23 protein-coding genes are annotated in these 22,871 nt (G+C 65.6%); 14 read left to right on the top strand and 9 right to left on the bottom strand.

Going from position 1 to position 22,871, the window contains the following annotated elements; genetic code table 11:
- Positions 1-281 (top strand): hypothetical protein (locus tag VFT73_RS04360; RefSeq protein WP_326408941.1); only part of this gene is annotated, 281 nt, incomplete at its 5' end.
- On the opposite strand, the gene VFT73_RS04355 is transcribed toward VFT73_RS04360, so the two are convergent.
- A complete protein-coding gene (locus tag VFT73_RS04355) occupies positions 242-1,087 on the bottom strand; it encodes an alpha/beta hydrolase (RefSeq protein WP_326408940.1) in 846 nt (281 codons plus the stop codon). The two genes, VFT73_RS04360 and VFT73_RS04355, sit on opposite strands and share 40 nt — an antisense overlap.
- A gap of 88 nt (positions 1,088-1,175) precedes the next feature.
- Between VFT73_RS04355 and hisN the strand changes: the two genes are divergently transcribed.
- Positions 1,176-1,931 carry a histidinol-phosphatase gene (hisN, locus tag VFT73_RS04350; RefSeq protein ID WP_326408939.1) on the top strand — a complete coding sequence of 252 codons (756 nt, stop codon included), beginning with the start codon at positions 1,176-1,178 and terminating at the stop codon, positions 1,929-1,931.
- Complete coding sequence (locus VFT73_RS04345) at positions 1,931-3,523, top strand: cisplatin damage response ATP-dependent DNA ligase (protein WP_326408938.1); 1,593 nt, start codon at positions 1,931-1,933, stop codon at positions 3,521-3,523. Before hisN ends, VFT73_RS04345 begins: the two co-directional genes overlap by 1 nt.
- A 3-nt stretch (positions 3,524-3,526) precedes the next feature.
- Here the strand turns inward: VFT73_RS04345 and VFT73_RS04340 are convergent, their stop codons facing one another.
- The 8 genes from VFT73_RS04340 to VFT73_RS04305 all read right to left on the bottom strand — a co-directional run bounded on the left by VFT73_RS04340 (position 3,527) and on the right by VFT73_RS04305 (position 12,566).
- Positions 3,527-4,831, bottom strand: a complete 1,305-nt coding sequence (locus VFT73_RS04340; RefSeq protein WP_326408937.1) for a right-handed parallel beta-helix repeat-containing protein — start codon at positions 4,829-4,831, stop codon at positions 3,527-3,529.
- 357 nt (positions 4,832-5,188) lie between these two features.
- Positions 5,189-6,739: an undecaprenyl-phosphate glucose phosphotransferase gene (locus VFT73_RS04335; protein ID WP_326408936.1), complete on the bottom strand. Its 1,551-nt coding sequence runs from the start codon at positions 6,737-6,739 to the stop codon at positions 5,189-5,191.
- Positions 6,739-7,443: an exosortase-associated protein EpsI, V-type gene (epsI, locus tag VFT73_RS04330; protein WP_326408935.1), complete on the bottom strand. Its 705-nt coding sequence runs from the start codon at positions 7,441-7,443 to the stop codon at positions 6,739-6,741. The genes VFT73_RS04335 and epsI overlap by 1 nt, the downstream gene beginning before the upstream one ends.
- A complete protein-coding gene (gene xrtV, locus VFT73_RS04325) occupies positions 7,440-8,324 on the bottom strand; it encodes an exosortase V (RefSeq protein ID WP_326408934.1) in 885 nt (294 codons plus the stop codon). Before xrtV ends, epsI begins: the two co-directional genes overlap by 4 nt.
- The gene (locus VFT73_RS04320) at positions 8,325-9,041 is read right to left on the bottom strand and encodes a CpsD/CapB family tyrosine-protein kinase (protein ID WP_326408933.1); all 717 of its coding nucleotides are present in this window, start codon (positions 9,039-9,041) and stop codon (positions 8,325-8,327) included.
- Positions 9,042-9,052: 11 nt separating this feature from the next.
- Positions 9,053-10,375, bottom strand: coding sequence for a GumC family protein (locus VFT73_RS04315; protein ID WP_326408932.1), 1,323 nt, complete (start codon positions 10,373-10,375; stop codon positions 9,053-9,055).
- Between the two features lie 12 nt (positions 10,376-10,387).
- Positions 10,388-11,263, bottom strand: a complete 876-nt coding sequence (locus VFT73_RS04310) for a polysaccharide biosynthesis/export family protein (protein WP_326408931.1) — start codon at positions 11,261-11,263, stop codon at positions 10,388-10,390.
- 13 nt (positions 11,264-11,276) lie between these two features.
- Complete coding sequence (locus tag VFT73_RS04305; RefSeq protein WP_326408930.1) at positions 11,277-12,566, bottom strand: outer membrane beta-barrel protein; 1,290 nt, start codon at positions 12,564-12,566, stop codon at positions 11,277-11,279.
- 271 nt (positions 12,567-12,837) lie between these two features.
- Between VFT73_RS04305 and VFT73_RS04300 the strand changes: the two genes are divergently transcribed.
- The 11 genes from VFT73_RS04300 to VFT73_RS04250 form a co-directional block, all read left to right on the top strand.
- Positions 12,838-13,104: an XrtV sorting system accessory protein gene (locus VFT73_RS04300; RefSeq protein WP_326408928.1), complete on the top strand. Its 267-nt coding sequence runs from the start codon at positions 12,838-12,840 to the stop codon at positions 13,102-13,104.
- A 44-nt stretch (positions 13,105-13,148) separates the two neighbouring features.
- Positions 13,149-14,552, top strand: a complete 1,404-nt coding sequence (locus VFT73_RS04295; RefSeq protein WP_326408926.1) for an ATP-binding protein — start codon at positions 13,149-13,151, stop codon at positions 14,550-14,552.
- A gap of 63 nt (positions 14,553-14,615) precedes the next feature.
- Positions 14,616-15,698 (top strand): Gfo/Idh/MocA family oxidoreductase, encoded by a 1,083-nt coding sequence (locus VFT73_RS04290; RefSeq protein ID WP_326408925.1) that lies wholly within the window; start codon positions 14,616-14,618, stop codon positions 15,696-15,698.
- Entirely contained in the window at positions 15,698-16,153 is a 456-nt protein-coding gene (locus tag VFT73_RS04285) for a UDP-N-acetylglucosamine--LPS N-acetylglucosamine transferase (protein WP_326408924.1), read from the top strand. The genes VFT73_RS04290 and VFT73_RS04285 overlap by 1 nt, the downstream gene beginning before the upstream one ends.
- The gene (locus VFT73_RS04280) at positions 16,150-16,644 is read left to right on the top strand and encodes a glycosyltransferase (RefSeq protein WP_326408923.1); all 495 of its coding nucleotides are present in this window, start codon (positions 16,150-16,152) and stop codon (positions 16,642-16,644) included. The genes VFT73_RS04285 and VFT73_RS04280 overlap by 4 nt, the downstream gene beginning before the upstream one ends.
- A 14-nt stretch (positions 16,645-16,658) precedes the next feature.
- Positions 16,659-17,549 carry a hypothetical protein gene (locus VFT73_RS04275; RefSeq protein WP_326408922.1) on the top strand — a complete coding sequence of 297 codons (891 nt, stop codon included), beginning with the start codon at positions 16,659-16,661 and terminating at the stop codon, positions 17,547-17,549.
- Between the two features lie 110 nt (positions 17,550-17,659).
- Positions 17,660-18,532 carry a SurA N-terminal domain-containing protein gene (locus VFT73_RS04270; RefSeq protein ID WP_326408920.1) on the top strand — a complete coding sequence of 291 codons (873 nt, stop codon included), beginning with the start codon at positions 17,660-17,662 and terminating at the stop codon, positions 18,530-18,532.
- 104 nt (positions 18,533-18,636) lie between these two features.
- Complete coding sequence (locus tag VFT73_RS04265) at positions 18,637-19,707, top strand: glycosyltransferase family 2 protein (protein WP_326408918.1); 1,071 nt, start codon at positions 18,637-18,639, stop codon at positions 19,705-19,707.
- Positions 19,704-20,309: a CatB-related O-acetyltransferase gene (locus tag VFT73_RS04260; RefSeq protein ID WP_326408917.1), complete on the top strand. Its 606-nt coding sequence runs from the start codon at positions 19,704-19,706 to the stop codon at positions 20,307-20,309. Before VFT73_RS04265 ends, VFT73_RS04260 begins: the two co-directional genes overlap by 4 nt.
- Positions 20,309-21,235, top strand: coding sequence for a glycosyltransferase family 2 protein (locus VFT73_RS04255; RefSeq protein WP_326408915.1), 927 nt, complete (start codon positions 20,309-20,311; stop codon positions 21,233-21,235). The genes VFT73_RS04260 and VFT73_RS04255 overlap by 1 nt, the downstream gene beginning before the upstream one ends.
- A gap of 87 nt (positions 21,236-21,322) precedes the next feature.
- The coding region (locus VFT73_RS04250) for an O-antigen ligase family protein (RefSeq protein ID WP_326408914.1) at positions 21,323-22,871 on the top strand (1,549 nt) is incomplete at its 3' end.

Raw genomic sequence — 22,871 nt, 5'->3', positions numbered from 1 at the left:
GCATCGGAGCTTCGGATCGCACCGCGCGGGTGCTGCCGCTCTCCGCCGCCGCATTCGCCGCGCTGACGACCTCGATCGCGGCCAGCCTGTACCGCGCGTGGCTCCTGCTCCCCAGCGCCGATGGTTCGGGCGTGCCCGCGGTCGTCGCGACCGGCGCCGTCGAAGCGGCCATTTTGTTCGTCGTTGTCTGGCAATTGCGGATGCTTCATCGGCACGCGGCGCTCGCGACGAGCGTCGCCGCTCAGGGCCGATCGTCAAGAAAAGCCCGGACCTCGGCGTAAAATCGCTGCGGCTGGTCGTACATGATCATATGGCCGCTTCCCGCGACGCGTTGCAGCCTGGCGCCGTGCGCACGCGCGTAGCCGCCACGGTAAAGGCGATCGACCGCGGCGGCGTCCGCCGGAATATCTGGCACCGCGTAGACCACGGCCAGCGGCGCGGTGATCTTCGGCAGCTCGGGCGTCAGGTCCATCACCGCCAGCTCGTGCGTCGCGCGGGCGACCACGGCGGAGTCGCTGCGGCTGTTCGCCACGTCCGATCCGCCGAAGCCGCCGATCAGCGCATCGAGCACGCCGCGACCCTGAGGCGAGCTCATCAGTCCGTTGAACAACGCATCGGCCAAAGGCGCGACCTGCACGCCCGCAAAGCCGAAGCCGCTTGCCGGCGACGGCAGGATATCGACCGCCATCACCTTGCCGACACGAGACGGATAGCGCGCGGCGATCATCATCGCGACGATGCCGCCCATCGAATGCCCGATCAGCGCCGGACGCGTCAGCCCGGCCTCGACGATGTAGCGCGCGATCTCGTTCGCCACGCCGGACACGATCGGCCCGCTCGCATTGCCCCGCGCCGGATCGCCCGCGAAGCCGGCCACCTGAATCAGGTGATAGCGATAGCCGGGCAGCGCGCGCACGGTTCCGTCCCAAACCGCGCGGCCGCTGGTGAGGCCCGGGATCAGGATCACGTCGGGCCCGTCGCCGCGCACCTCAACCGACAGGCGGCTCGAGCTGAACGCAAGCGCCTCTCCGGCAAAGCCGAGCGCTGCCGCCGCTCCGCAGCCTGCGATAAAGGTCCGCCTGTCCATAGGCACGCCTCTTTGCTGCGGATTGGTTGAACCTTCGCTGACGAAATCGTGTTTCCAGCCGCATGCTTCCCGACTTAGGCAGGGCCGGATGAATCTCGACGACGATATTGCCCTTGCGCACGCCCTCGCCGATGCCGCGGGCGCGGTGATCCGGCCCTATTTCCGCGCGCGGTTCGTGCAGGAAGCGAAGGCCGACGCCTCGCCGGTCACGCAGGCCGATCGCGAGGCCGAGGAGGCGATCCGTGCTCTGATCGAGGAGCATCGGGCCGGCGACGGCATCATCGGCGAGGAATATGGTGCTGCGCGTGCGGACGCCGAACGCGTCTGGGTGCTCGACCCGATCGATGGCACCCGCGCCTTTATCGGCGGGCGGCCGATCTTCGGAACGCTGATCGCGCTGATGATCGAAGGGCATCCCGTGCTGGGCGTGATCGATCAGCCAATTTCGAGCGAACGCTGGATCGGTGCCGCGGGGCGGCCCACACGCTTCAACGGAAAGCCTGCGGGCACGCGCGCCTGTCCCGAGCTGTCGCGAGCGCTGTTCGCCACGACCGCGCCCTGGTTCTGCGGCGGGTTCGAGGCGCTGCGGAGCGCGGCCGGCGACACGCTGCTGGGCGGCGATTGCTATAATTACGCGCTGCTCGCCTCCGGTCACGGCGACCTGGTGGTCGAGGAAGGGCTGAAGCTTCACGACTGGGCCGCGCTGCTGCCGGTCGTGGAAGGTGCGGGCGGACGGATGACCGATTGGCACGGCCAGAGCCTGCACAAAGGCAGCGACGGGCGCGTGGTGGCTGTGGGCGATCCGGCGCTGCTGCCGCAGGTGCTGGAGCTGTTGGAGCGCTGATGCGCGCCTTCGCGACCTTGCTGGAGCGGCTGGTCTACACCCGCTCGCGCAACGCGAAGCTGAAGCTGATCGGCGACTATCTCAAAAGCACGCCCGATCCGGACCGCGGCTGGGCGCTGGCGGCGCTGACCGGCGATCTCGATCTTCCCGCGGTCAAGCCGGCCCTGATCCGCGCGCTGGTCGAGGAGCGCGTCGATCCGGTGCTATTCTATCTAAGCCGCGACTATGTCGGCGACACGGCCGAGACCGTATCGCTGATCTGGCCGCGCCCGGACCATGTGCCCGAGACGCCGCTCGACCTGTCGCTGGGCGCCGTGGTCGAGCGATTCCGGAGCCTGTCGCGCTCCGAGGCGCCGGCGGTGCTCGCCGCGCATCTCGACCGAATGGAGCCGGAGGAACGCTTCGCGCTGCTGAAGATGGCGACTGGCGCGCTTCGGATCGGCGTCACCGCGCGGCTCGCCAAGACCGCGTTCGCGCAGACGTTCGACCTCGATCTCGCGGCGGTCGAGGAAGTCTGGCACGGCATCCATCCGCCCTATCCGACGCTGTTCGCCTGGGCGGAGGGGCGTGGCGAGCAGCCGGTCGCATCCGAACTGCCGGTGTTCCGACCCTTTATGCTCGCGCACGCACTCGAAGACCTGCGCGTCGACATGGCCGAGTTCGCGGCCGAGTGGAAATGGGACGGCATTCGCGTCCAGCTCGTTCATGCCGGCGGCGAGACGCGGCTCTACAGCCGCGCCGGCGACGACATCACCCGCGGCTTTCCGGAAATCGCGGAAAGCTTCCGCACGCCGGGCGTGCTCGATGGCGAGCTGATGGTGAAAGGCGAGGCGCAGGGCGCGGACGAACATGGCGGGTCCGCCGCCAGCTTCAACGCGCTTCAGCAGCGGCTCAATCGCAAGACCGTGACGGCGAAGATGCTGTCCGAATATCCCGCCTTCGTCCGGTTGTACGACATCCTGTTCGCAGGGGCCGAGGATCTGCGCGAGCTGCCTTGGGAGCGACGACGCAAGAGGCTCGAAGCGTTCGCGAATGGCCTCGACCCGGACCGCTTCGACGTCTCGGCGCTGATCGAGGCCGACGACTTCACTCAGCTGGAAGCGATCCGCGCCGGCGCGCGCGACGCCACGATCGAAGGGGTGATGCTGAAGCGCCGCGACAGCGCCTATGTCGCCGGGCGGCGCGTCGGCCTCTGGTACAAATGGAAGCGCGACCCGCTCACTGCCGATTGCGTCGTCATGTACGCGCAGCGCGGCAATGGCCGGCGCTCATCCTATTATTCCGATTTCACCTTCGGTTGCTGGACCGATGACGACCAGCTGCTTCCCGTCGGCAAGGCCTATTCGGGGATTACCGACGAGGAGCTGAAATGGCTCGACCGCTGGGTGCGCAACCACACGGTCCAGCGCTTCGGGCCCGTGCGCGAGGTCGAAAAGAGTCTGGTCTTCGAAGTCGCGTTCGATTCGATCCACGCGTCCGGCCGGCACAAGTCCGGCGTGGCGATGCGCTTTCCGCGCATCGCCCGCATCCGCACTGACAAGCCGGCCGCCGAAGCCGACCGGCTCGAGACGCTGAAGCGCCTGATGACCTGAGGATCAGGGCAGCGCGACGAAATGGTCGATTTGTACGCGGAAGAGCGGCTGGATGGGCATGCCGTAGCCGCCGATTGCTGCCGGGTGGTGGGCAGCGACCGGGAATATCTCGGCCATGCTCGGCATTACCGGCGCCGGCTCCGCTACCGCGACCTTCGAAATCGTGCTGCTGGTCGCCCCGTGCGGATCGATCGCATTGCTGATGCTCTCGCCCAGCACCGACGCCACCGGCGCGATTCCGGAATGGGTCGCGCCCGGCACCTGATAGCCATAGTCGTCGATGATCAGGTCGTGCACCGTCCTGGGCGCGTTGAGATTGGGGATCAGCGACCGGATCCACGCCGCATCGTCCAGGCTGGCATTATGGCTCATCGACACGCCGGTTGCGCCCGGCTTGACGACGATCGTGTCGGCCAGATTGTCCTTCACGACGAAATTGCTGCCGTTGTGCAGGTCGATCCACATCATCTTGTGGTCGTTGGACCGCGACAGCAGCGTGTTGCCGATCACCTGCGCGCCGTGGACGCCGTTCAGGAAGATGCCGTGATACTGGTCGTTGCCGTAGATCAGATTGTTCTCGATGCGCACGTTCTTGTAGTCGAACTGCTTGGGATCGGAGATGAAGATGCCCTGCACGCCGACGCCCGAGCCCTGCATGATCGTGTTGTTCGTGATCACGATATCGGACGATCCGTGCGGCTGGCCCGTCAGCCAGAACTGGATCGCGTCGGCATGGTCGCCCCTTGCCGGGTGAAAGTCGGTGAAGCTGTTCTTGTCGATGACGACACCGTTCACCGTGCCGAAATTGACGCCGTCGGTGCGGATCGACTGAAAGCTGTTCGATGCGACGGTCAGATCCTCGTCCCGCTGGAAAAAGGCACCGCGGTAAAGGTCGCGGAAGGTCGAGCCCATCAGCTGGAAATGATCGCTGTTGGTGACGTTCAGGCCGATGCCGTCATTGGCCGGATTGTTGTCGAGCGACCCGTGAAAGGACATGCCGACCATCCTGATGTGGTCGGAATCCGTCACCCGCGAATAGTGCGTGCTTTCGTTTTCCCCGTGTCGGCGTGCATGGCCGACGTCCAGACCTTCAAAGTTGAGATTGCTCGACCGGCTGATGCCCAGATAGTCGAAATGGGCGCGGTTGCTAAGCGATGCCGACTTGATCGTGACGCCGGCGCTGAAATGCTTGTTGGCGATATTGGTCGTGCCGTAGTTGCCGCCGGCAAGGACGATGGTGTCTCCCCCCGCCGCGCGGTCGAGTGCCGACTGGAGCTGGGCCGAATTCGAAACATTGATAATGGTCATGCTGATCCCCGGAAGACGCGGACCGCCGTTCGCGGCCAGCCCCCAGCCGCGTCGGACCGGTCCGGTCCCGCTTTGGTTGATTGAAAGAATTGCCCTGCGCTGTTCAGCGCAACGACACCCGCTCTGTTATCCCCTAAAAGACATCCCTGATCGAAAGGCCAAACGGAGTCGGCAGAACACCCGCGGGTCCACTACAGATTTGGCCGATGCTTTCGATTTTGTTCTACGCCGCCCCGCACGACGTTCGCTGTCCCGGATAGAGACAAGTGTTGATGAGGGTTAGAGGCGTATCGACAAGGTGCTTACTTAGCGCGACGAGTTGCGGATCGCGGAGTCGGTACGGTGAATTCGGTCGCGTCAGTAGGCCGATTTCTGAAAAATCAGCGTGATCGCGGTGCGGCCGAGGACGTACAGATCGAGCAGCACCGACCAGTTCTCGATGTAATAGAGGTCGTGCTCCAGCCGCTTGAGCAGCTTTTCCTCGGTGTCGGTCTCGCCGCGCCAGCCATGGACCTGCGCCCAACCGGTCATGCCCGGCTTGACCTTGTGCCGGGCTGCATAGTGCGAGACGACGTCCGAGAAGAGGCGATCGCCCGCCTTGGTCGACGGCGCATGCGGACGTGGGCCGACCAGCGACATCTCCCCTGCCAGCACGTTGAACAGCTGCGGCAGCTCGTCGATGCTGGTGCGGCGCAGGATGCGGCCGACGCGCGTGATGCGATCGTCGTCCTTGCGCGCCTGCGTGATGCCGTCCGGCTCGCACCGCTCGCTGCGCATCGAGCGGAACTTCCAAATTCGGAACCGGCGGTTGTTGAAGCCTTCCCGCTCCTGCCGGAAGAAGACGGGACCAGGACTGTCGAGCTTGATCGCAATCGCGACGAGCAGGAACAGTGGCGAGAACAGGACCGTCGCCAGCGTGCCGACGGCGATATCCTCGATCCGCTTGATGATCTGGTCAAAGCCGGAGATCGGTCGCTCGAACAGCGTCATCACCGGCAGGTCGCCAAGCAGCACCACCGGACGCTGCGAGAAGGCGAAGGTCGCCAGATCGGGTGCGAGACGGATGCGTACCGGCGTGATCGCCAGCTCCGCTACCACTTCCTGCAGCCTTTTCTCCGCCGACCAGGGCAGCGCCACAATCACCTGGTCGACCAAACCTTCGCGGATCCGGGCGATCAGGTCACCGAGATTGCCGTACAGCGGCAGCAGCACTTCGCGGTCCGGCAGCCGCTCCGGCAGGCGATCGTCGAAGAAACCGACCAGATCGATCGTCAGCTTGTCGTTGCCGAGGATATATTTGGCGAGCCGATCGCCCTGCGATCCTGCGCCGAAGATCGCGACGCGGTGGTTGAATACGCCACGCTTTTTCAGCCGTCGCATCCAGGCGGTGCCGCCAGCCCGGATCGCGAGCAGCACACCGCCGCCCATCGCAAACCAGGTAATCGCCCAGCCGCGCGAGAAATCCTCCGACACCTTGAGCAGAAAACCCAAAGTCATCAGAAACATGCCGGTCGACAGCCAGGCGGTCATCACCCGCGCCCAGCCGGTGCGCACGGAAAAACGGGTATCGATGTCGTAGCAGCCAGTCACTTCCGCCAGCGCGGCGTAGAACAGGCACGCGATCAGCGCCGCGTTGCTGTACGATCGAGCCAGCCCGATCGGGACGGAATCGAGCGCCACCGCAGCCGAAATCCAGGCCGTCAGGGCCACGCTGATCATTTCCAGCCCGCGCAGCAGCAGGATGCCGACCTCGAGCAGGACGGGCGAACGCGACGCACCCTCGCCGCCCGCATCGGGGCGGGGGCTGACCGGTGACCCGACCTTCGCCGTCGTTTCCTGCAGCATCGCGTCCCTGTTCGATCCGCCGGTGCCGGGCTCCGGCCGTCCCCCTCTCGCCGCGGCGTCCATCAGGCTTTGGCGACCGCCGCCATCCGATGCGCCTTTTCGGTGGTGATCAGCGCCGGCCTGACGACCGGTGCCACCGCGTTCAGCAGATCGGCCGCGAAACGCTCGTTCAATCCAAAACCTTCGGCATCGTCGCCGCGCATGTTGGAAATGCGCACGAGCACGCCGTCCGGAATCACGCCCGACAGCGCGATGCGGAATTTCATCTTTCGCTGCTCGGTATTGCTGGTCGGCAGATATTCGCCAATCCGTGTCCAATAGCTGATCCGTTCCTCGCGGCCGGGCGAGGTTGCGACCAGGTTGCGCCCGGGAACGACCACGCCATGGCCCAGGTCGAACCGCGCCGGCTGGCTCTCCGCGATCGTGAAGCCGAAGGCGGGATAGCACACTTCCGGCCGATGCAGCTGCAGCGTGTCGCTCTGCGTATTGCCATAGGCGATCAGCAGCATGACCAGGCCGTTATCGGGCCCGGCATAGATGCGGCCTACCGACTGGTTGTACAGGCGCGCGGCCAGGCTGTCCTCGCTCTGCGGCGTGACGATTCCGTCCGCCTCGCGCGCCTGCCATGCGCCGAACGATTTGGGGATCAGCTTTTCCAGCTCGCGGTCGCCGAGCAGCGTCACATGCCGGTGCGGGCGCAGCCCTTCGGCAGCGGCCGCGGTGGCGAAGCAGGCGCCGCCGATCAGCAGGTCGCGTCGATTGATCATGCGCTGGTCCTCGTCAGCATCCGGCGCACCGGGCTCATCAGTCCGTCGACCAGGAAAATCCCCAGCAAGGCGGTGGCGAACATCACCAGCCCGGCGGTCGAATGAAGGAAGCCCTGCGCAGCGGCGTTGCCGAAATGATAGGTGATCAGCACCAGAATGATCACGCGCACCAGGTTGGCGAGCAGCGCCACCGGCACGATCCACAGCATCAGGAACAGCGCGTAACGCCACGAGGCATTGTGCAGGATGTAGATGTAGAACAGGCTGATCGCAGTCAGGCTGATCAGCGAGTTAAGGCCCGCACACGCGTCCTCGACCAGCAGCTGGTACTGGGCGACGTACAGCGTCACGCCTTCCCGCACGATCGGATAGCCGGCATGCGACAACAGCCAGGTCGCGGTGTAGGACACATATTCCTTCATCGGCGCGGTTAGTGTCGTGATCACCCAGTTGGGCAGCGGCACGACGAAGCAGAGATAGAGTATCGGGAACCACATCCGTCGCACTGCCTCGGCGCCGAACGACGCGTAGAAGACCGCCACGCAGATGCCCAGAAAGGCAAGCGCCTGGAACACCAGGAAGTCGAACGCGCGGCCGAACACGTAGAGCAGCAGCGACGGAAGCAGTACCGCGAGGACGATTCCGGTCCGGCCCGGCCGCTGGATGCTGAGCATTTCCTGCCAGCGCCGCGCGAACAGCCAGATGCCGGTCGCCAGCACGATCGGACCGTGCACGCCCGCCTCCCCGGTCCAGGAACCGGTGGCGACCGCGATCAGGGTCGGGATCGCCAGTACGGCAAGGCCCAGGAACAGCGGCCAGTGCCGCGCCAGGATCTGCGACGCGGGCGTATGCGCCCGGACCGGACGAGTGGCCATGTTCATCTAGAAGCTGTTTAGGATGGAGCCGACGACCAGAGAACGGTCGGCACGCAGTTGTTTGGCCAGCGTCTTCGTATCCTCGAAATAGGTCTTGTGCTTGCGCGACACGATCAGGCTGAAGCCTGCCATCGTGGCGACGCGCAGCGCGTCCGAGCAAATCTTCGCCGGCGCGGTATCGAAGATCGTCAGATCATATTCGCGGAGCAATTGATCGACCATGCCCCGGAACCGCGCACCCGAAAGCAATTCCTGTGGGTTAGGGGGCGCCTCGCCGCCGCCGATCACCGCCAGGTTGGACATCAGCTCGGTGTCGACGATCTCGGCCATCGGGATCGAATCGTTGGCGAGAAATTCGGAGAGCCCCGGCATCGACAGCGGCAAGCCGCACAGATCGGCGATCATCGGATCGCGCAGATTGGCATCGACCAGCGCCGTCCGAACGCCCGCCTGCGCCATCGCCACCGCCAGGTTCAGGGCGATATAGGTGCAGCCGGATTCGGCAGCGGCCGAGCAGATGGCGAGCGAGCGGCGGCCTTCGCGCAGATGCTGCGCAGCCAGCCGGGTGCGGAGCGCGCGGATCGCCTCCGCCTCAATCGAGTGCGGGTCGTTGACCATGACCGATTCGATCGGTGCAGGCTCGGTGGTGCTCAGCTCGTAGCCGTCGCGCTTCGGGGCGGGGCTAGCATCCTGCTGCTCCATTTCCTGGAGAGCGGTCTTCATGCTCATTTGTGTCAGGCCTCCGCCAGTGAGCCGTCGGCGCCGGCGCGCCTGCGGTCGATCAGTCGCAACATGCGCGACGTCAGGCTGTTTTCCGGCCGGGGCTGGCCGACAACGGCCAGCACCGGCGCGCCGCTCGCGAACTCGAGGTCGTCCTCGCTGCGCACGCGCCGCGCGAACAGCTCGACCAAAAGCGCCAGCAGGATGCCGAGCACCAGGCCAAAGCCAATCGAGCCGATGATGATCAACGGCTTGTTCGGCCAGACCGGCTCATCGGGCAGGTTGGTGTTGCCCAGCGGCTCCATGTTGGTGTCGTTGGATTGCGCGATCGACCGCATTTCCGCGGCCTTGGCGGCAAGCTTCTGATACTGGTCGCGCTTGACCGCGATCTCGGCGTCCATCTGGCCCAGCTGGTCCATCTTGTCCGCCTGAGCCATCACCCGTTCCTTCTGCGCCTGATAGGCGCTCTGTATGTCGGCGCGGGTGGTGCCGCCGATCACGGTGCTGCCGCCGGAGCCTTGCGACTCCATCGCCGCCAGCTGGCGCTTCAGCGCCTGCATGGTGGGATGGTTCGGGCCCAGCGTCTGCTGCGCCTGCGCGATCTGCTGCTTCAGCATCGCGACCTGGGGGTTGCCCTGCGCGGCCACGACCTGGCCCGGCGTGGGAACCGTCGACGCGCTCGACAGCGCATTGAGCTTCTGGGTCTCCAGATCGAGCGTGCCCGGCTGATAAACGATGCCGTTTTCCTTCGCGAACTTGGTGCGCTCCTGCTCGGCCGTGGAAAGGGCGGCCTGCGCGCGCTGCGCCTGCTCCTGGAACATCGCAAAGCTGCGCTGGGCGGTGTTGGTGCGCTGCTCGCGGTTGAGTTTCAGGAACGCCTCGCGGACCGCCTGTGCCAGGCCCTGGGCCTGTGCCGGATCGGTGCCGCGATAGCTGATCTCCATGATGTTCGCCGAATCGAACTTCGCGGTGGTGCTGTCGACGATGCGCTGGGCCAGCCAGTCGCGGATGTCGCCGCCCGGTCGCCCGGCGGCTTCGAAAGCCGCCTGGTTCGCCGGATCGGTCGCCCAGCCGAGATCGTCGACCACCAGCCCTGCCGTCTGGACGTCGGTGATCAGGTTCACCTGCGTGCCGAGATAGGCATTCATCATCTGCTGCGACATCTGGCCGGTCAGCGGATCGGGCTTGGTGATGTCGACGCGCACCCGGTTGTGCGCTTCATAACGCGGCGGGAGCAGGAAGACGGTAACCGTCGCCGCGAAGAAACAGGCCAGCAGGGTAGCGAAGATGATCGCCTTGCGTGCCGCCAGGATGCGAAGAAACTGAACGAGACTCATGCCACGCTGTCCTTAGAAGAATCGCTCGCCCACGGTGAACACGTCGCCGGCCTGGACCTTCATGTCGAGATCGACCTTCTGCTCCTGCCCGTTGCGATACAGCTTGATGCGCTTGATCGAACCCGACGGGGTCAGGCCGCCGCTGCGCGCAATCACGTTGCGCACCGTCATGTCGCCCTTGATCGGGAACTGGCCCGGCTGGTTCACCTGACCGTAGATGTAATAGAGGTCGGCCTCGGGCACGTAGATCTTGTCGCCCGGGTGGACCAGCGGGTCGTCCTCGGGCCCGCCGGCGGCGAGCTTCTCGAAATCATAGTCATGCTGCTCGCCATTGGCGCGGGTCAGCGTGACATAGTCGGCGCCGTCAGGCCGGATGCCGCCCGCGCGGGCGATCACTTCGGAAAGATGGTAGTCGCGATCGACGGGCTGCAGGCCGGTCTGGCCCACCGCTCCCAGCAAGGTGACATAGCGGCTGGCAAAGCTCGATATTTCGACGTTGACGACAGGCTTCGCATAATAGCCGCCGGCGCGAAGCTTGTCGGCGAGCTTGGAGGCTAGCGTCAGCGCGGTCTCGCCTTCGACCTTCTGCTCGCCGATGAACGGCAGCTGGATCGTGCCGTTGGCCTTGATGCGGGCCCGCGTGGTGAACTCGGGCTGGCCGAGCACGGTGACTTCGATGATGTCGTCGGGGCCGAGCACATAGCCCGCTTCGAGATCCTTCTCCGCCTGGGTCTGGCCCGCGGAAGGCCGCGGTGCCTGCGTCTGCGCCTGGATCTGGGCGGCGGCCGCCGGCGGCAGGCCAGCCGGCGCAGCAGGTTGCTGCGCGCCCGCCGCCGCCGAAACGAACAGAAGGGCCGAGCCGAACAAACGCATCAGAATCTTCATCATCACCTCATCCCGATCAGCGGCCAAGCGCCAGGCTGATGCCCAGGGTCGCCGACGTATTGCTATAGCGGAACAACGGGTTGTCCGCGGACCGCCTTTGATGACTGACTAGACCGTTCAGCCTTATCCGTCGATTAAGATTGTAAACGAAGCCGCCATAACTGCGCGTGAACTTGTCTTTGGACACGAACGTGATCTGATCGATCGTCTGGACGGTCTGGCGGAAATTCTGCTTGGTCAGCGCCGAGCCGAAGTTCAGACTGACCCGCTCGTTCAGCCGATAGGTGGCGTTCAACGAATAGACTTCGCTAACGGAGAGCGAGGCCAGCGCGTTGTTGGACAGATTGGCCGACCGGGACGCCGCCAGATCGACGCTCAGGCGCGTGGTCGGAATGACGTTCAGATTCAGCGAATAGACAGCGCCGCGGAACTTCTGGGCGAAGATCGCCTTGGGATTGACCCAGCTGTAACCGATCGAGGCCGACCCGGACAGGCGGGTACCGATGCTGCGTTCGAACCGCGCGCCTGCCGAATAGCTCGTCGTCCCATCATTGGGAATGCCGGGAACGTCGAATGGCAGGCCGAGGATGTTGCGGTTCAGATATTCCCCTTTCGAATAGGTGCCGTAGACCGATATCCGCCCCAGCGCAGGTCGCTGGTAGCCGATGCTCAGGTCGAACGTGTCCTGGTTCGAATCGTTCAGCTGGAACAGCTCGCGGCTGTTCCTGGTTTCGGCATGGCGATAGCCGATGCTGGGGGAGATGCCGACCGCACCGGCGCATTGCGCCTGCGCGCCGATCGACCTGAACTCGGTGGTATTGTTGCGCCGGACCAGCTGGTCCTCCTCGACCACGAGTACGTCGCCGGCGTTCGACAGCGACCTTGTATAATTGCCGTCGAGCCCGACCGAGCAGGTGGACGTCAGCTGTGCGGTGCCGCCCAGACCCAGGTTGATTCGTTCGCGGTCGCGCCCGGTATTATGGATGTAGAAATCATAGCCGAGCGAGCCGCGGGCATAGACCGACTGCCGGCCGAGCGGCAGGTACAGGTCGAGCTGCAACGACGGCGTGAATGAGAAATCGTCCTTCGACCGGCTTTCCAGCCCATGCTGCTCGATGAAGGCATCGCTGAGACCGAACACGTTGCTGTCATAGGTCGCATCGACATTGGCGCGGATGTTGACATGCCGTGTCGGTGCTCCGGGCCGACCGGCGGAGCCGACGACCGGCGGCCTCGCCGAGTTTTGCGCGATCGCCGATTCTCCGCACCCGATCAGGAGCAGCGCCGCCCAGGCATTCTTGTTCAAACCCTTTTCCCTCTCGTCCTGCGCCTCGAGAATCGGTTTGGATCTCTCGGCTATCCCCCGGCTGGCGCAGCCGCAATCTTCCCCCTGAACGCACGAGCCGATTATCGGTGCCTGTGGCTATTCAGCGACACTGTTCCGCTAAGCTGCGACCCGTTTATATCATCTAAACCTTGTCTGGCGCACCTCTGTGCGTCGAAAAGGCGAACAGGGGAAGCTTTGTCATCGGCGCCGTTCGATGATAGCGGAGCGGCTTGTTCGCACGGGTGGTGGCATGCAGACGATTTACGATTGGGTGACGGTCGCGATTTTTGCAGGACTGATCGTCGTCTTCCTGCAACGGTCGGTCGGCGAGGGAGAGCCGCAGGATTCGATCCTGAGCTATCTTCCCCCGGCGATCGGCTGTGCGGTCTCGAACTGGTTCGGCAACAAGGGCGTCGAAGACGGCGACGCAGCCTATCACGCCATTGCGGCGTTGGGCATCCTGGCCGTGCTGGCCTATACTTATTACGTCATCAAGCCGTTCCAGAGGCGCGGTTAAGAACGGCGGAATTCCGCCGTTCAGAGTTTTTGCGAGGTTGGACAGTGGCGTTTTGGAACAGGATTTTCGGCTGGTTCCGGAAGGATCGGTCGGCCGCGGCGCAAGGCCGGCCGGACCGGGCCGAGCTGCTCGAGCGGCGCCGTGCGCGGCAGGCCATGCTCGACGCCGCGCGCGAATCCGAAGAAAGTCCCGTCGACCGCTCCGACTTCCCCATGTTCCGGTCGACCGCGATCGACCGCACCGGCGCGCGCGGCGAATCGTCGCGGCTGACCAAGGCGCGGCTGACGCTGCGCGACGTCTTCACGCCGGCCCAGCCGGTCACCGAACGCAGCAAATTCGCCGGCCGCCTGGGGGTGCTCGCGCGGCTGATCGAGATTCTCGAGGAACAGCGCAGCCACGTCGTCATCTATGGCGAACGCGGCATCGGCAAGACCTCGCTGGTCCATATCCTGGCCGATATCGCACGCGAATCGCGCTATAACGTCGTCTACGCCTCGTGCGGCGCTTTCTCGGATTTCGAGGATATCTTCCGCGCCGTTCTGCGCGACATACCGCAGCTCTACCTCCGCGATATCGATCCCACCGCGGTCGGCGAGAACCAGGGCTCCTTGGCGGACCGCCTGCCCGACAACTTCGACGCACGGCAGCTGGGCGAACTGCTCGCGCAGGTGACGGGCACACGCGTCATCATCGTCCTCGACGAATATGACCGCGCCGAAAGCGACCAGTTCCGCCAGAGCGTGGCCGAGCTGATCAAGAACCTGTCCGATCGCGCCGCACGCGTGCAGCTGGTGCTGGCAGGCGTCGCGTCGAACCTGCAGCAGCTGATCGGCTACATCCCCTCGATCCGGCGCAACATCATCGGCCTGCCGATGCCGCGCCTATCGAACGAGGAGGTCCGCGCCCTGATCCGGATCGGCGAGAAGAGCGCCGGCGTCGAGTTCGACGAAGAAGCGGCGAAGGCGATCGAGCAGCTGTCGAACGGCTCGCCTTATCTGGTCCGGCTGGTCAGCCATCACAGCTCGATGATCGCGCTCGATGCCGAGCGGCTGCGCATCGAGCTCGACGATGTGTGGGGCGCGCTCGACAAGGTCGTCGACGAAGCGGCAGGGCGGATCGATCCGCGGCTGATCGCGGCGGTCGAGCCCTATCTCGACCATCAGCACGGCTCGATGATCTATGCGGCGGCGCGCGCGGCGAGCACGCCCGACGGCTGGTTCACGCCGGAGGATGCGATTTCGCTCTGCGAGAATTGCGCGCCGGAGCGGATGATCAAGGATCTGAACGAGCTGACCCTGGCCGGCGTGCTCGAACGCGCCGCCGACGGGGACGCCGCCCGCTACCGCTTCCGCGAGGAGCCGCTGCCCACCTATCTGTGGATGCGCGTCGCTCGCGACGGCAGCCGCGAGGAGCGGGAAACCAGGGAGCGCGCCAGCCTTTCGCGCTGAAAACCGGATCGAATATTGGAAACAGGGGCCGGCGCAGCGCTGCGCCGCAATGTGCAGGACTGAATGGATTCTATGCAGGTCAAGACCGCGGTCGTGGGGCTGGGCAAGATGGGCGTGTCCCACCTCTCCATCGCCAACGCCATTCCCCAGCTCGACGTCGTCGCCGTGTGCGACTCCTCGGCGATTCTCGGCCAGATGGTCGAGAAATATACCGGGCTCGATTGCGACACCGATTTCGAAAAGGTGCTCGCGACGCCGGATCTCGCCGCCGTCATCATCGCCACGCCGACGCGGCTGCACGAGCGGATGATCGCTTCGGCGCTCGACCGTGGCCTGCATGTCTTCGCCGAAAAGCCGCTGACCCTGTCGGGCGACGCCAGCGAGGCACTCGCGGCGCGCGCCGAGGCGGCGAAGCTGGTCGCGCAGGTCGGCTTCCACTACCGCTTCGTCGGCACCTTCCGCGAGGCGAAGCGCCTGCTCGACGCCGGCGCGATCGGCCGCGTCACGCACATCATGGCAGAGGCCTATGGCCCGGTGGTGCTGAAGCCGAGCAACAAGACCTGGCGCTCATCGGCGCAGGAAGGCGGCGGCTGCCTTTACGACTACGCCGCCCACCCGCTCAATCTGATGAACTGGTATTTCGGCCAGCCGACCGACTGCACCGGCGCTATCCTCGCCAATCCGCTGTCGGCCGAGGTCGACGACGCGGTTTATGCGACGATGCGTTTCGGCGGCGGCGTGACCGGCCAGCTCTCGGTCAACTGGTCCGACGACAGCGTCCGCAAGATGACGACGCGCGTCTCGATCTGGGGCGACAGGGGGAAGATCTACGCGGACCGGCAGGAGCTGCAGCTGCACTGCAACGGCACCCCGCCCGAGGGTTATAACAAGGGCTGGACGGTCAAATACATCACCGAGCTGACGGAGCCGGTCAGCTTCTATCTGCGCGGCGAGGAATATTCGGCGCAGCTGGAAGCGTTCGGCGCCTCCATTCTCGACGGGCGCCCGGTCGAGAACAGCTTCCGGAGCGCGGCCGAGACCGATCGCACGATCGAGATGATCCGCGCCGCCAATGCCGGCGAACGCGCCGCGGCGGAGACGGTGCCTGCGCGCAGCCGCGGCCGGTTCTTCGGGCTGGGGCGCTGATGGCGAAGCCTCCGCGCCTGCTCGCGGCGGCATCGGGCGGCGGCCACTGGATCCAGCTGCTCCGCCTGCGGGAATCGTTCCGCGGCTTCGACACCGCGTTCGTGTCGATGTTCGACAGCTATCGCCCGATGGTCGACGGACACCGCTATTACACGGTGCCCGACGCCTCCCGTTTCGACCTGAAGGGTTTTCTGCCGGTCTTCTGGCGCGCGCTGAAGATCGTCGCCCGCGAACGGCCGCGCGCGATCGTCACCACCGGGTCGGCGCCGATGCTGAGCTTCATCCTGCTCGGCCGGCTGACGGGCGCGCGCACGCTCTGGGTCGACAGCATCGCCAATTCCGAACGCATGTCGTCATCGGGCCGGCTCGCGCGCAAGCTCGCCCACCGCACCGTCTCGCAATGGCCGGAAGTGGCCGCCGCCGAAGGCGTCGAATGCTGGGGCAGCGTGCTGTGATCTTCGCATCCGTGGGCTCGATGCTCCCTTTCGACCGCTTCGTCCGTGCGGTCGACGAATGGGCCGCCGCACACCCCGAAACCCCGGTCTTCCTCCAGATCGGCGCCGGCGCATACGAGCCGCAGCATGCCGAATGGGCCCGGATCGTGCCGCATGCGGATTATGCAAAGCGCCTGCGCGAATGCGACCTGTTCGTCGCGCATGTCGGCATGGGATCGATCCTGCAGGCGCTGGAAGCACGCAAGCAGATGCTGCTGATGGTGCGCGACCGCGGCCGCGGCGAGCACACCACCGACCACCAGCTCCACACCGCGCGGCGCTTTGCTGACACGCCAGGCCTTCGGATCACCGAGGACGAAACCGAGCTGAAGCAGCTGATCGGCGAACTGCTCGCCCACCCGCTTCCGTCCGGCGACGCGCTGCCCAGCGCCGCGCCGGCCGCTTTCATCGATCGCATCAGCGGGTTTCTCGCGCCCGCCCGCCAACACTGACAGGACTTCACGCGATGGACCGCATCCTTTTCGGCGACAACCAGTTCTTCGGCGTCAATCACATGTCCGAGGAAAAGGCGCGCCAGCAGCTGATCCGTTTCCAGCCGCTGGACGCGATCCTGGACGTGCTGCAATCGGCGCTGAAGGCCGGTGTGCGCGGCTTTTCCTGCACCACGCACGACCGCATGGCCGATGTCGCCGCCGCAGTGCGCGCCGACCCCCTCAAGTGGGACGGTTTCTATTTCTGCCCCGGCATGCCCTACGCCCACAAATATGCGAATGCAGTGACGGAGCACGGCTATTTCGACGCGCTGAAGCAGGTGCTGCCGAACGAAGGCGTCGTCAGCGCGATCATGCGCGGCGGCAAAGCGCTCGTCACGCGCGACGTCGAAACGCTGATCACGATGCTGGTCGATGCCGAGATGAAGATGTTCTCGGGGCTGCCGACGCCGATCGTGTTCCTGCAGAACGTCGTCACCGACCTGGTACTGGGGCTCGGCTATCACGACGCGTTCCGCGTCTTCGCCGAGCATGTGAAGGCGAAATATAATGCCGAAGCCGGCTTCTTCACGATGAACCTGCCGATGCTCGTGCCCGCCCTCGAAAGCGTCGGCGTCACCAACCCGATCGTCTGCGCCAATGTTAACAAGGTCGGCTTCCGCATGTCGGGCGGCATCGACGGCTATCGCAAGGCGCTGGACGAGCGGCCGGCACGGGTAATCGCGATGTCGGTGCTCGCCTCCGGCGCCATTCCCGCGCGCGAAGCGATCGAATGGGTGACGGGCGAGCACTATGTGAAATCGATCCTGTTCGGCGCGTCGAGCGCCGGCAACATCCGTTCCACCGTCGAACTGATCCACGAATATGACGCGAAACGCGCCCCGCAACTGGAAAGCGCGAGCTGAATACATTTCGCGACCTTGTTTTGATTGTGCGGAATTGGCGGCCGCGAGTATAGCGTCTCGCCAAGGCAAAGGGGGCGCGTGAGGGAAGGCGCGCCGATGAGGAGAACATGATGCGTAAGACTATCGCTACTGCTTTGATGGTCGGGACGGCCTTGCTCGTCGCCGGCTGCGGCAAGAAAGGCGGCGAGGGGGAGCTCGAAAAGGGCCAGGTCGTCGCCACCGTCAACGGCAACGACATCACCGTCCATGAGCTGAACGCCGAGCTTCAGGGCGCACAAATCCCGGCGAACATCGCGCCCGACCAGAAGAAGCAGATCGAGCAGGCCGCGCTCCAGCAAGTGGTCAACCGCCGGATTCTCGCCGACATCGCGCGCGAGCGCGGGCTGGACAAGACGCCGATGTTCCTGCTCCAGGAGCGCCGCGCCGAGGAGAATATCCTGGTCCAGATGCTGCAGCGCCAGATGAGCGGCGCGATCAAGCAGCCGACCCAGACCGAGATCGACACCTTCATCGCGCAGAATCCGGACCTGTTCGCGGAGCGCAAGATCTTCACGATCGACCAGATCCAGTTCGAGGCGCCGCGCGATCCGGCGGTGCTGAAGAAGTACCAGCCGCTGACGACGATGGACCAGGTCGAAGCGATGCTGAAGCAGGACGGCCTTCAGTATAAGCGGGCGCCCAGCAAGCTCGACGTCGCCACCGCCAGCCCGCAACTGGTCGAGCAGGTGTTGAAGATGCCGAAGGACGACATCTTCCTGATCCCGGCCGGCCGCGTGATGGTCGCGAACAAGATCACCGACACGCAGGTTCAGCCGCTGACCGGCGATCAGGCCAACCAGCTGGCGACCTCGCTGCTCCAGCAGCGCAAGTTCCAGGATCTGCTGAAGCGCGACCTGGAGCCCAAGGTGAAGAAGGCCGAGAGCGAAGTGAAGTACCAGGCCGGTTTCGCCCCGCCGAAGAAGCCGGACGCTCCGACCAAGTGATCCTGAGGCCCAGGCAAGCACTCCCCTTCGCATCGCGGAGGGGAGTGGTTAGGGTGCGGGCGTGCTGATCGACCGCGACATCACGCCCGGCCGGGGGCTGCGCCGTGACGGCTAAGCGGCTGGGCGTCGTCATCGTGGCGTTCAACTCGGCCGACGTGATCCTCGACTGCCTCGACAGCTTGTTCGCGAGCGATGCCGCCGATCGGCTCGACGTGGCGGTGGTCGACAACGCCTCCAGCGACGATACGCGGACGGCAATTGTCGAATGGGCGGCGGGCAAGCGCAGTGCGCCCCACTTGGATGGCGTGCCGGGCCAGGCCGCGCCGGCACCGAAGCCGATCGCGATGGAAACCGTCCGTCCCGGCGAGACCGGTTCTGCGCCGCTGACGCTGATCCTGTCGGACGTGAACGGCGGCTATGCCTATGGCGTGAACGCCGGGCTCGACTATCTGCGCACCCGCGACGGGCTGGCCGGTTACTGGGTGCTCAATCCCGACAGCATCGTGCCGCCGGCGGCACCGGGCCGCTTCCTCGCCGCGCTCGGCTCGGCGGACCAGGGCATGTTCAGCAGCCGCTGCCTCTATGTCGAGGCGCCGGAGACGATCCAGACCGACGGCGGCCGCTTCAGCCGCTGGACCGGCGTGTGCACGTCCGTGAATGCCGGCCGGCCCGCCGCCACGACGCCGCTCCCGGACGGCGCGACGCTGGATTTCGTGACGGGCGCCAACATCGTCGTGCCGCGCGGCTTCCTCGATCGGGTGGGGCCCATGCACGAAGATTATTTCCTCTACTACGAGGAAGTCGACTGGGCCTGGCGGCGCGGCGGCCAGCCGATAGCGATGGTGGCGGGCGCCGAAATCTACCACCGCGGCGGCACCTCGATCGGCTCAAGCAACGGCATCCGCCAGGCGAGCCCGTTCGCCGACTATTTCAACCAGCGCAACCGCATCTGGTTCGTGAGGCGCAATTTCCCGATGCGCACGCCGATCGCAGTCGGTTGGGCGCTGGCAAAAGCGGCGCAGGCGCTGCTGCGCACCGGCACGTCGCAGGCGCGGGCGATCCTGGCCGGCGCGCTCGACCTGCCGCCGCCGCAAGCCGTGGCGGATCGGATCGCGGACCCGGCGGCGCGGCGGCTGGCCTTCGGCCGCCATGCGGGCAAGGGAGCGAACCGGTGAAGCGCTGGAAGCGATCGCTGCTGGTCCGGCTCGCAAAGCTGCGCGGGCAGGAGCCGCCGCTCGATTATACCGCCAAGCGCCTGCCGCAATTCGATGTCGGGCGCGGCACCTACGGCAATCCGCGCGTGTTCAGCTATCCGCACGATGCGCGGCTGAAGATCGGGGCGTTCAGCTCGATCGCCGCCGAGGTCAGCATCTTCCTGGGCGGCAACCATCACCCCGAATGGGTCTCCACCTTTCCGTTCGGCGCGATGTGGCGCGAGCACGAGCATCCGGATCAGCCGGCAAGCCGCGGCGATGTCGTGATCGGCAACGACGTATGGATCGGGCGGGGCGCGATAATCATGTCCGGCGTGACGATCGGCGACGGCGCGGTGGTCGGGGCCGGCGCGCTGGTCTCTCGCGACGTGCCGCCCTACACGATCGCGGCCGGCAATCCGGCCCGCAACCTGCGCCAGCGCTTTGCGCCCGAGATCGTCGAGAAGCTGCTGGGCATAAGATGGTGGAACTGGCCGGACGATCGCATCCGCCGCGCCGCCGGCATGATGCAGAGCCCGGATATCGAGCGGTTCATCGCCGCGGTCGAGGCGGACGAGATCTGATGCTGCTGAGCATTGCCATCCCCACCTTCCGCCGGCCGGACATGCTGGCCGAATGCCTCGATTCGCTGCTGCCCCAGCTGCAGGACGGGGTCGAGCTGCTGGTGGTCGACAACGATCCGGCCGCGAGCGCAAGGGCGACGGTCGAAGGCTATGGCGAGCCGAGGCTCCGCTATGTGCACGAGCCGCGGCCGGGCGTGGTGCAGGCGCGCAACCGGGCGGTGGCGGAATCGGCCTGCCGCTATCTCGGCTTCATCGACGACGACGAGATCGCCCGGCCCGGCTGGATCGCGGCGCTGGTGCGGCACGCCGAACTGGGGCTGCCGGCAAGCTTCGGCATGGTCGTGCCGCGCTATCTGGGTCAGGTCGCGCCGGGGCTCCAGGCGCTGCTCGACGATTTCTACACGCGCGATCTGAAACGGCCGGCCGATGCCGACGTATCGGACAAATGGATTCACGTCGGCACCGGCAATTCGCTGTTCGACAAGGCGCGCTGCTTCACCGGGTCGGACCCGTTTTCGGCGCGCATGAACGGCACCGGCGGCGAGGATGTGTGGCTCGTCCGGTCGCTGGTCGAGCGCGGCGTGCCCATTCACTGGAACCCGGCCGCCGTGGTGGAGGAGCAGATCCCGCCCGAGCGGTCGAGCCTCGGCTATGTCCGCGAGCGCAAATATCGCCACGGCCAGCAGCGCATCGTGATGATGCTGGGGCCGGGCGGCGCAAAGGGCTGGGCGAAGGCGGCCGCCTGGATGGGCGTCGGCGCGGTTCAGCTGACGCTGCACGGCGGCCATGCGCTGGCGCTGCGCGCGCGCGGCAAGCCGGATTGGCGCGGCGCCGCGGTCCGCGCGAGCGGCGGTCTGGGCAAGCTGGTCTGGTGGAAGCTGTGGGACAACCGGCCTTATGGCGGCGGAGCGGGCGGAAGCTCCTGAGGCTGGTCGCCTTCACAGAGTTGCGGTAACCCCGGAAAGTCGGATCGGGAGTCGAGAGTGGCGAGTTTGGGTGCCTGGGCAAGGAGCATGGCGACGCCTGCGACCGCGCTGCCCAGCTATCGGCAGGAACCGTCGCCGCTGCGGCGGCTGATCGTCAAGACGATCTTCTATGTCTGCATTATTTTCATGGGCCTGTTCTACGGGCTCAGCATCGTGCTGCTGCCGCCGGTCCTGCTGCTGTATGTCAGCTTCCCGATCCTGCTGCTGCTGGCACTGCTGCTCTGGGCAATGCCCGACGAGAGCCGGGGACCGGTTGCGCTGATCAGCCTCGGGCTGTTCGGCTTCAACGTGGCGCTGTTCTTGTGGCCGGATTACGTGGCGGTCCAGATTCCGGGCTTCGCCTGGATCTCGTTCCGGCGGCTCTGGTCCTGGTTCCTGGGCGGCGTGCTGCTGCTGTGCCTGGCGATGTCGAGCGAGATCCGCCACAAGCTGCGCGACCGGATCGACGTCACGCGTCCGTTCTGGATCATGGCTGGGCTTTACTTTCTCTGGCACTGGCTGACGATTCCGATGAGCGGTGCGGCATCCCGCTCGGTGAACATCTCGATCAATCAGTTCTTCATCTGGGCGATTCCGCTGATCGCGGCCGTCTATCTGTTCGACAATCAGAAGACTGTCCGCCGCTGGGAAATTCTCGTGCTGTTCGCGGGCCTGGTGAATTGCATCATCGCGGTGCTCGAGGTTGAAAACGGCCAGTTGCTCTGGGCGGGCCATATCCCCAGTTTCCTGCGCATCCAGGATGAAACGCTGCAGCGGATCCTGGAAGGCGCGGTGCGCGACGGGCATTATCGCGCGACCTCGGTGTTCACCGTGTCGCTCTGTCTGGCCGAGTTTCTGTCGGTGCTGGCGCCATTCGCGCTGCGGCGCGCCTTTGCGACGAACCGGCTCGGCCCGATCGTGTTCTGGCTCGCCTTCGACGTGATGCTGTGGGGCGCGATCCTCCTGACCCACTCGCGCCTCGGGATCATCGGGTGGCTGGTCAGCCATGCCGTGTTCCTGCTGCTGTGGGGCTGGAAGCGCTGGACCACGAAGGCGCGGGACCTGATCGGCCCGGCGATCAGCTTCGCCTTCCCGTTCGGAGCAACGGCGCTGCTGATCTCGATGTTCGTCGTGCCCGCGGTCCGCGTCCGCACGCTCGGCGGCGGTTCGACCGGCTTCAGCGACATGGCCCGTCAGGATCAGTTCGAGAAATTCTGGCCCAAGCTGCTCCACAACCCCCTGGGCTATGGCAGCGGGCAGAGCGGCGTCGTGCTGGATTACCATCTACCTGGAGGGCAAATTACCGTCGACAGCTATTTCATCACAACCGGCATCGATTACGGCCTGGTCGGGCTGACCTGCTTCTTCGGCATGTTCATGTACACCTTCTACCTGATGGGTCAGACCTATCTGACCTCGGAGAGCAAGGAGGCGGAACTGGCGCTGCCGATCGCCTGCGCCATCGCAGTGCTGTTCATCATCCGGCTGGTGCTCAGCCAGTCCGACAACATGCCGCTGATCTTCATCGTATTAGGCATGGCCATCGCGCTCTACGCGCGGACGGTCGGCCTGCCGCGGCGGGCTGCGCTCCGTAGCC

The organism is Sphingomonas sp., assembly GCF_035758555.1.
Taxonomy (GTDB): Bacteria; Pseudomonadota; Alphaproteobacteria; order Sphingomonadales; family Sphingomonadaceae; genus Sphingomonas_B.
This window is presented reverse-complemented; position numbering and strand designations above follow the sequence as displayed.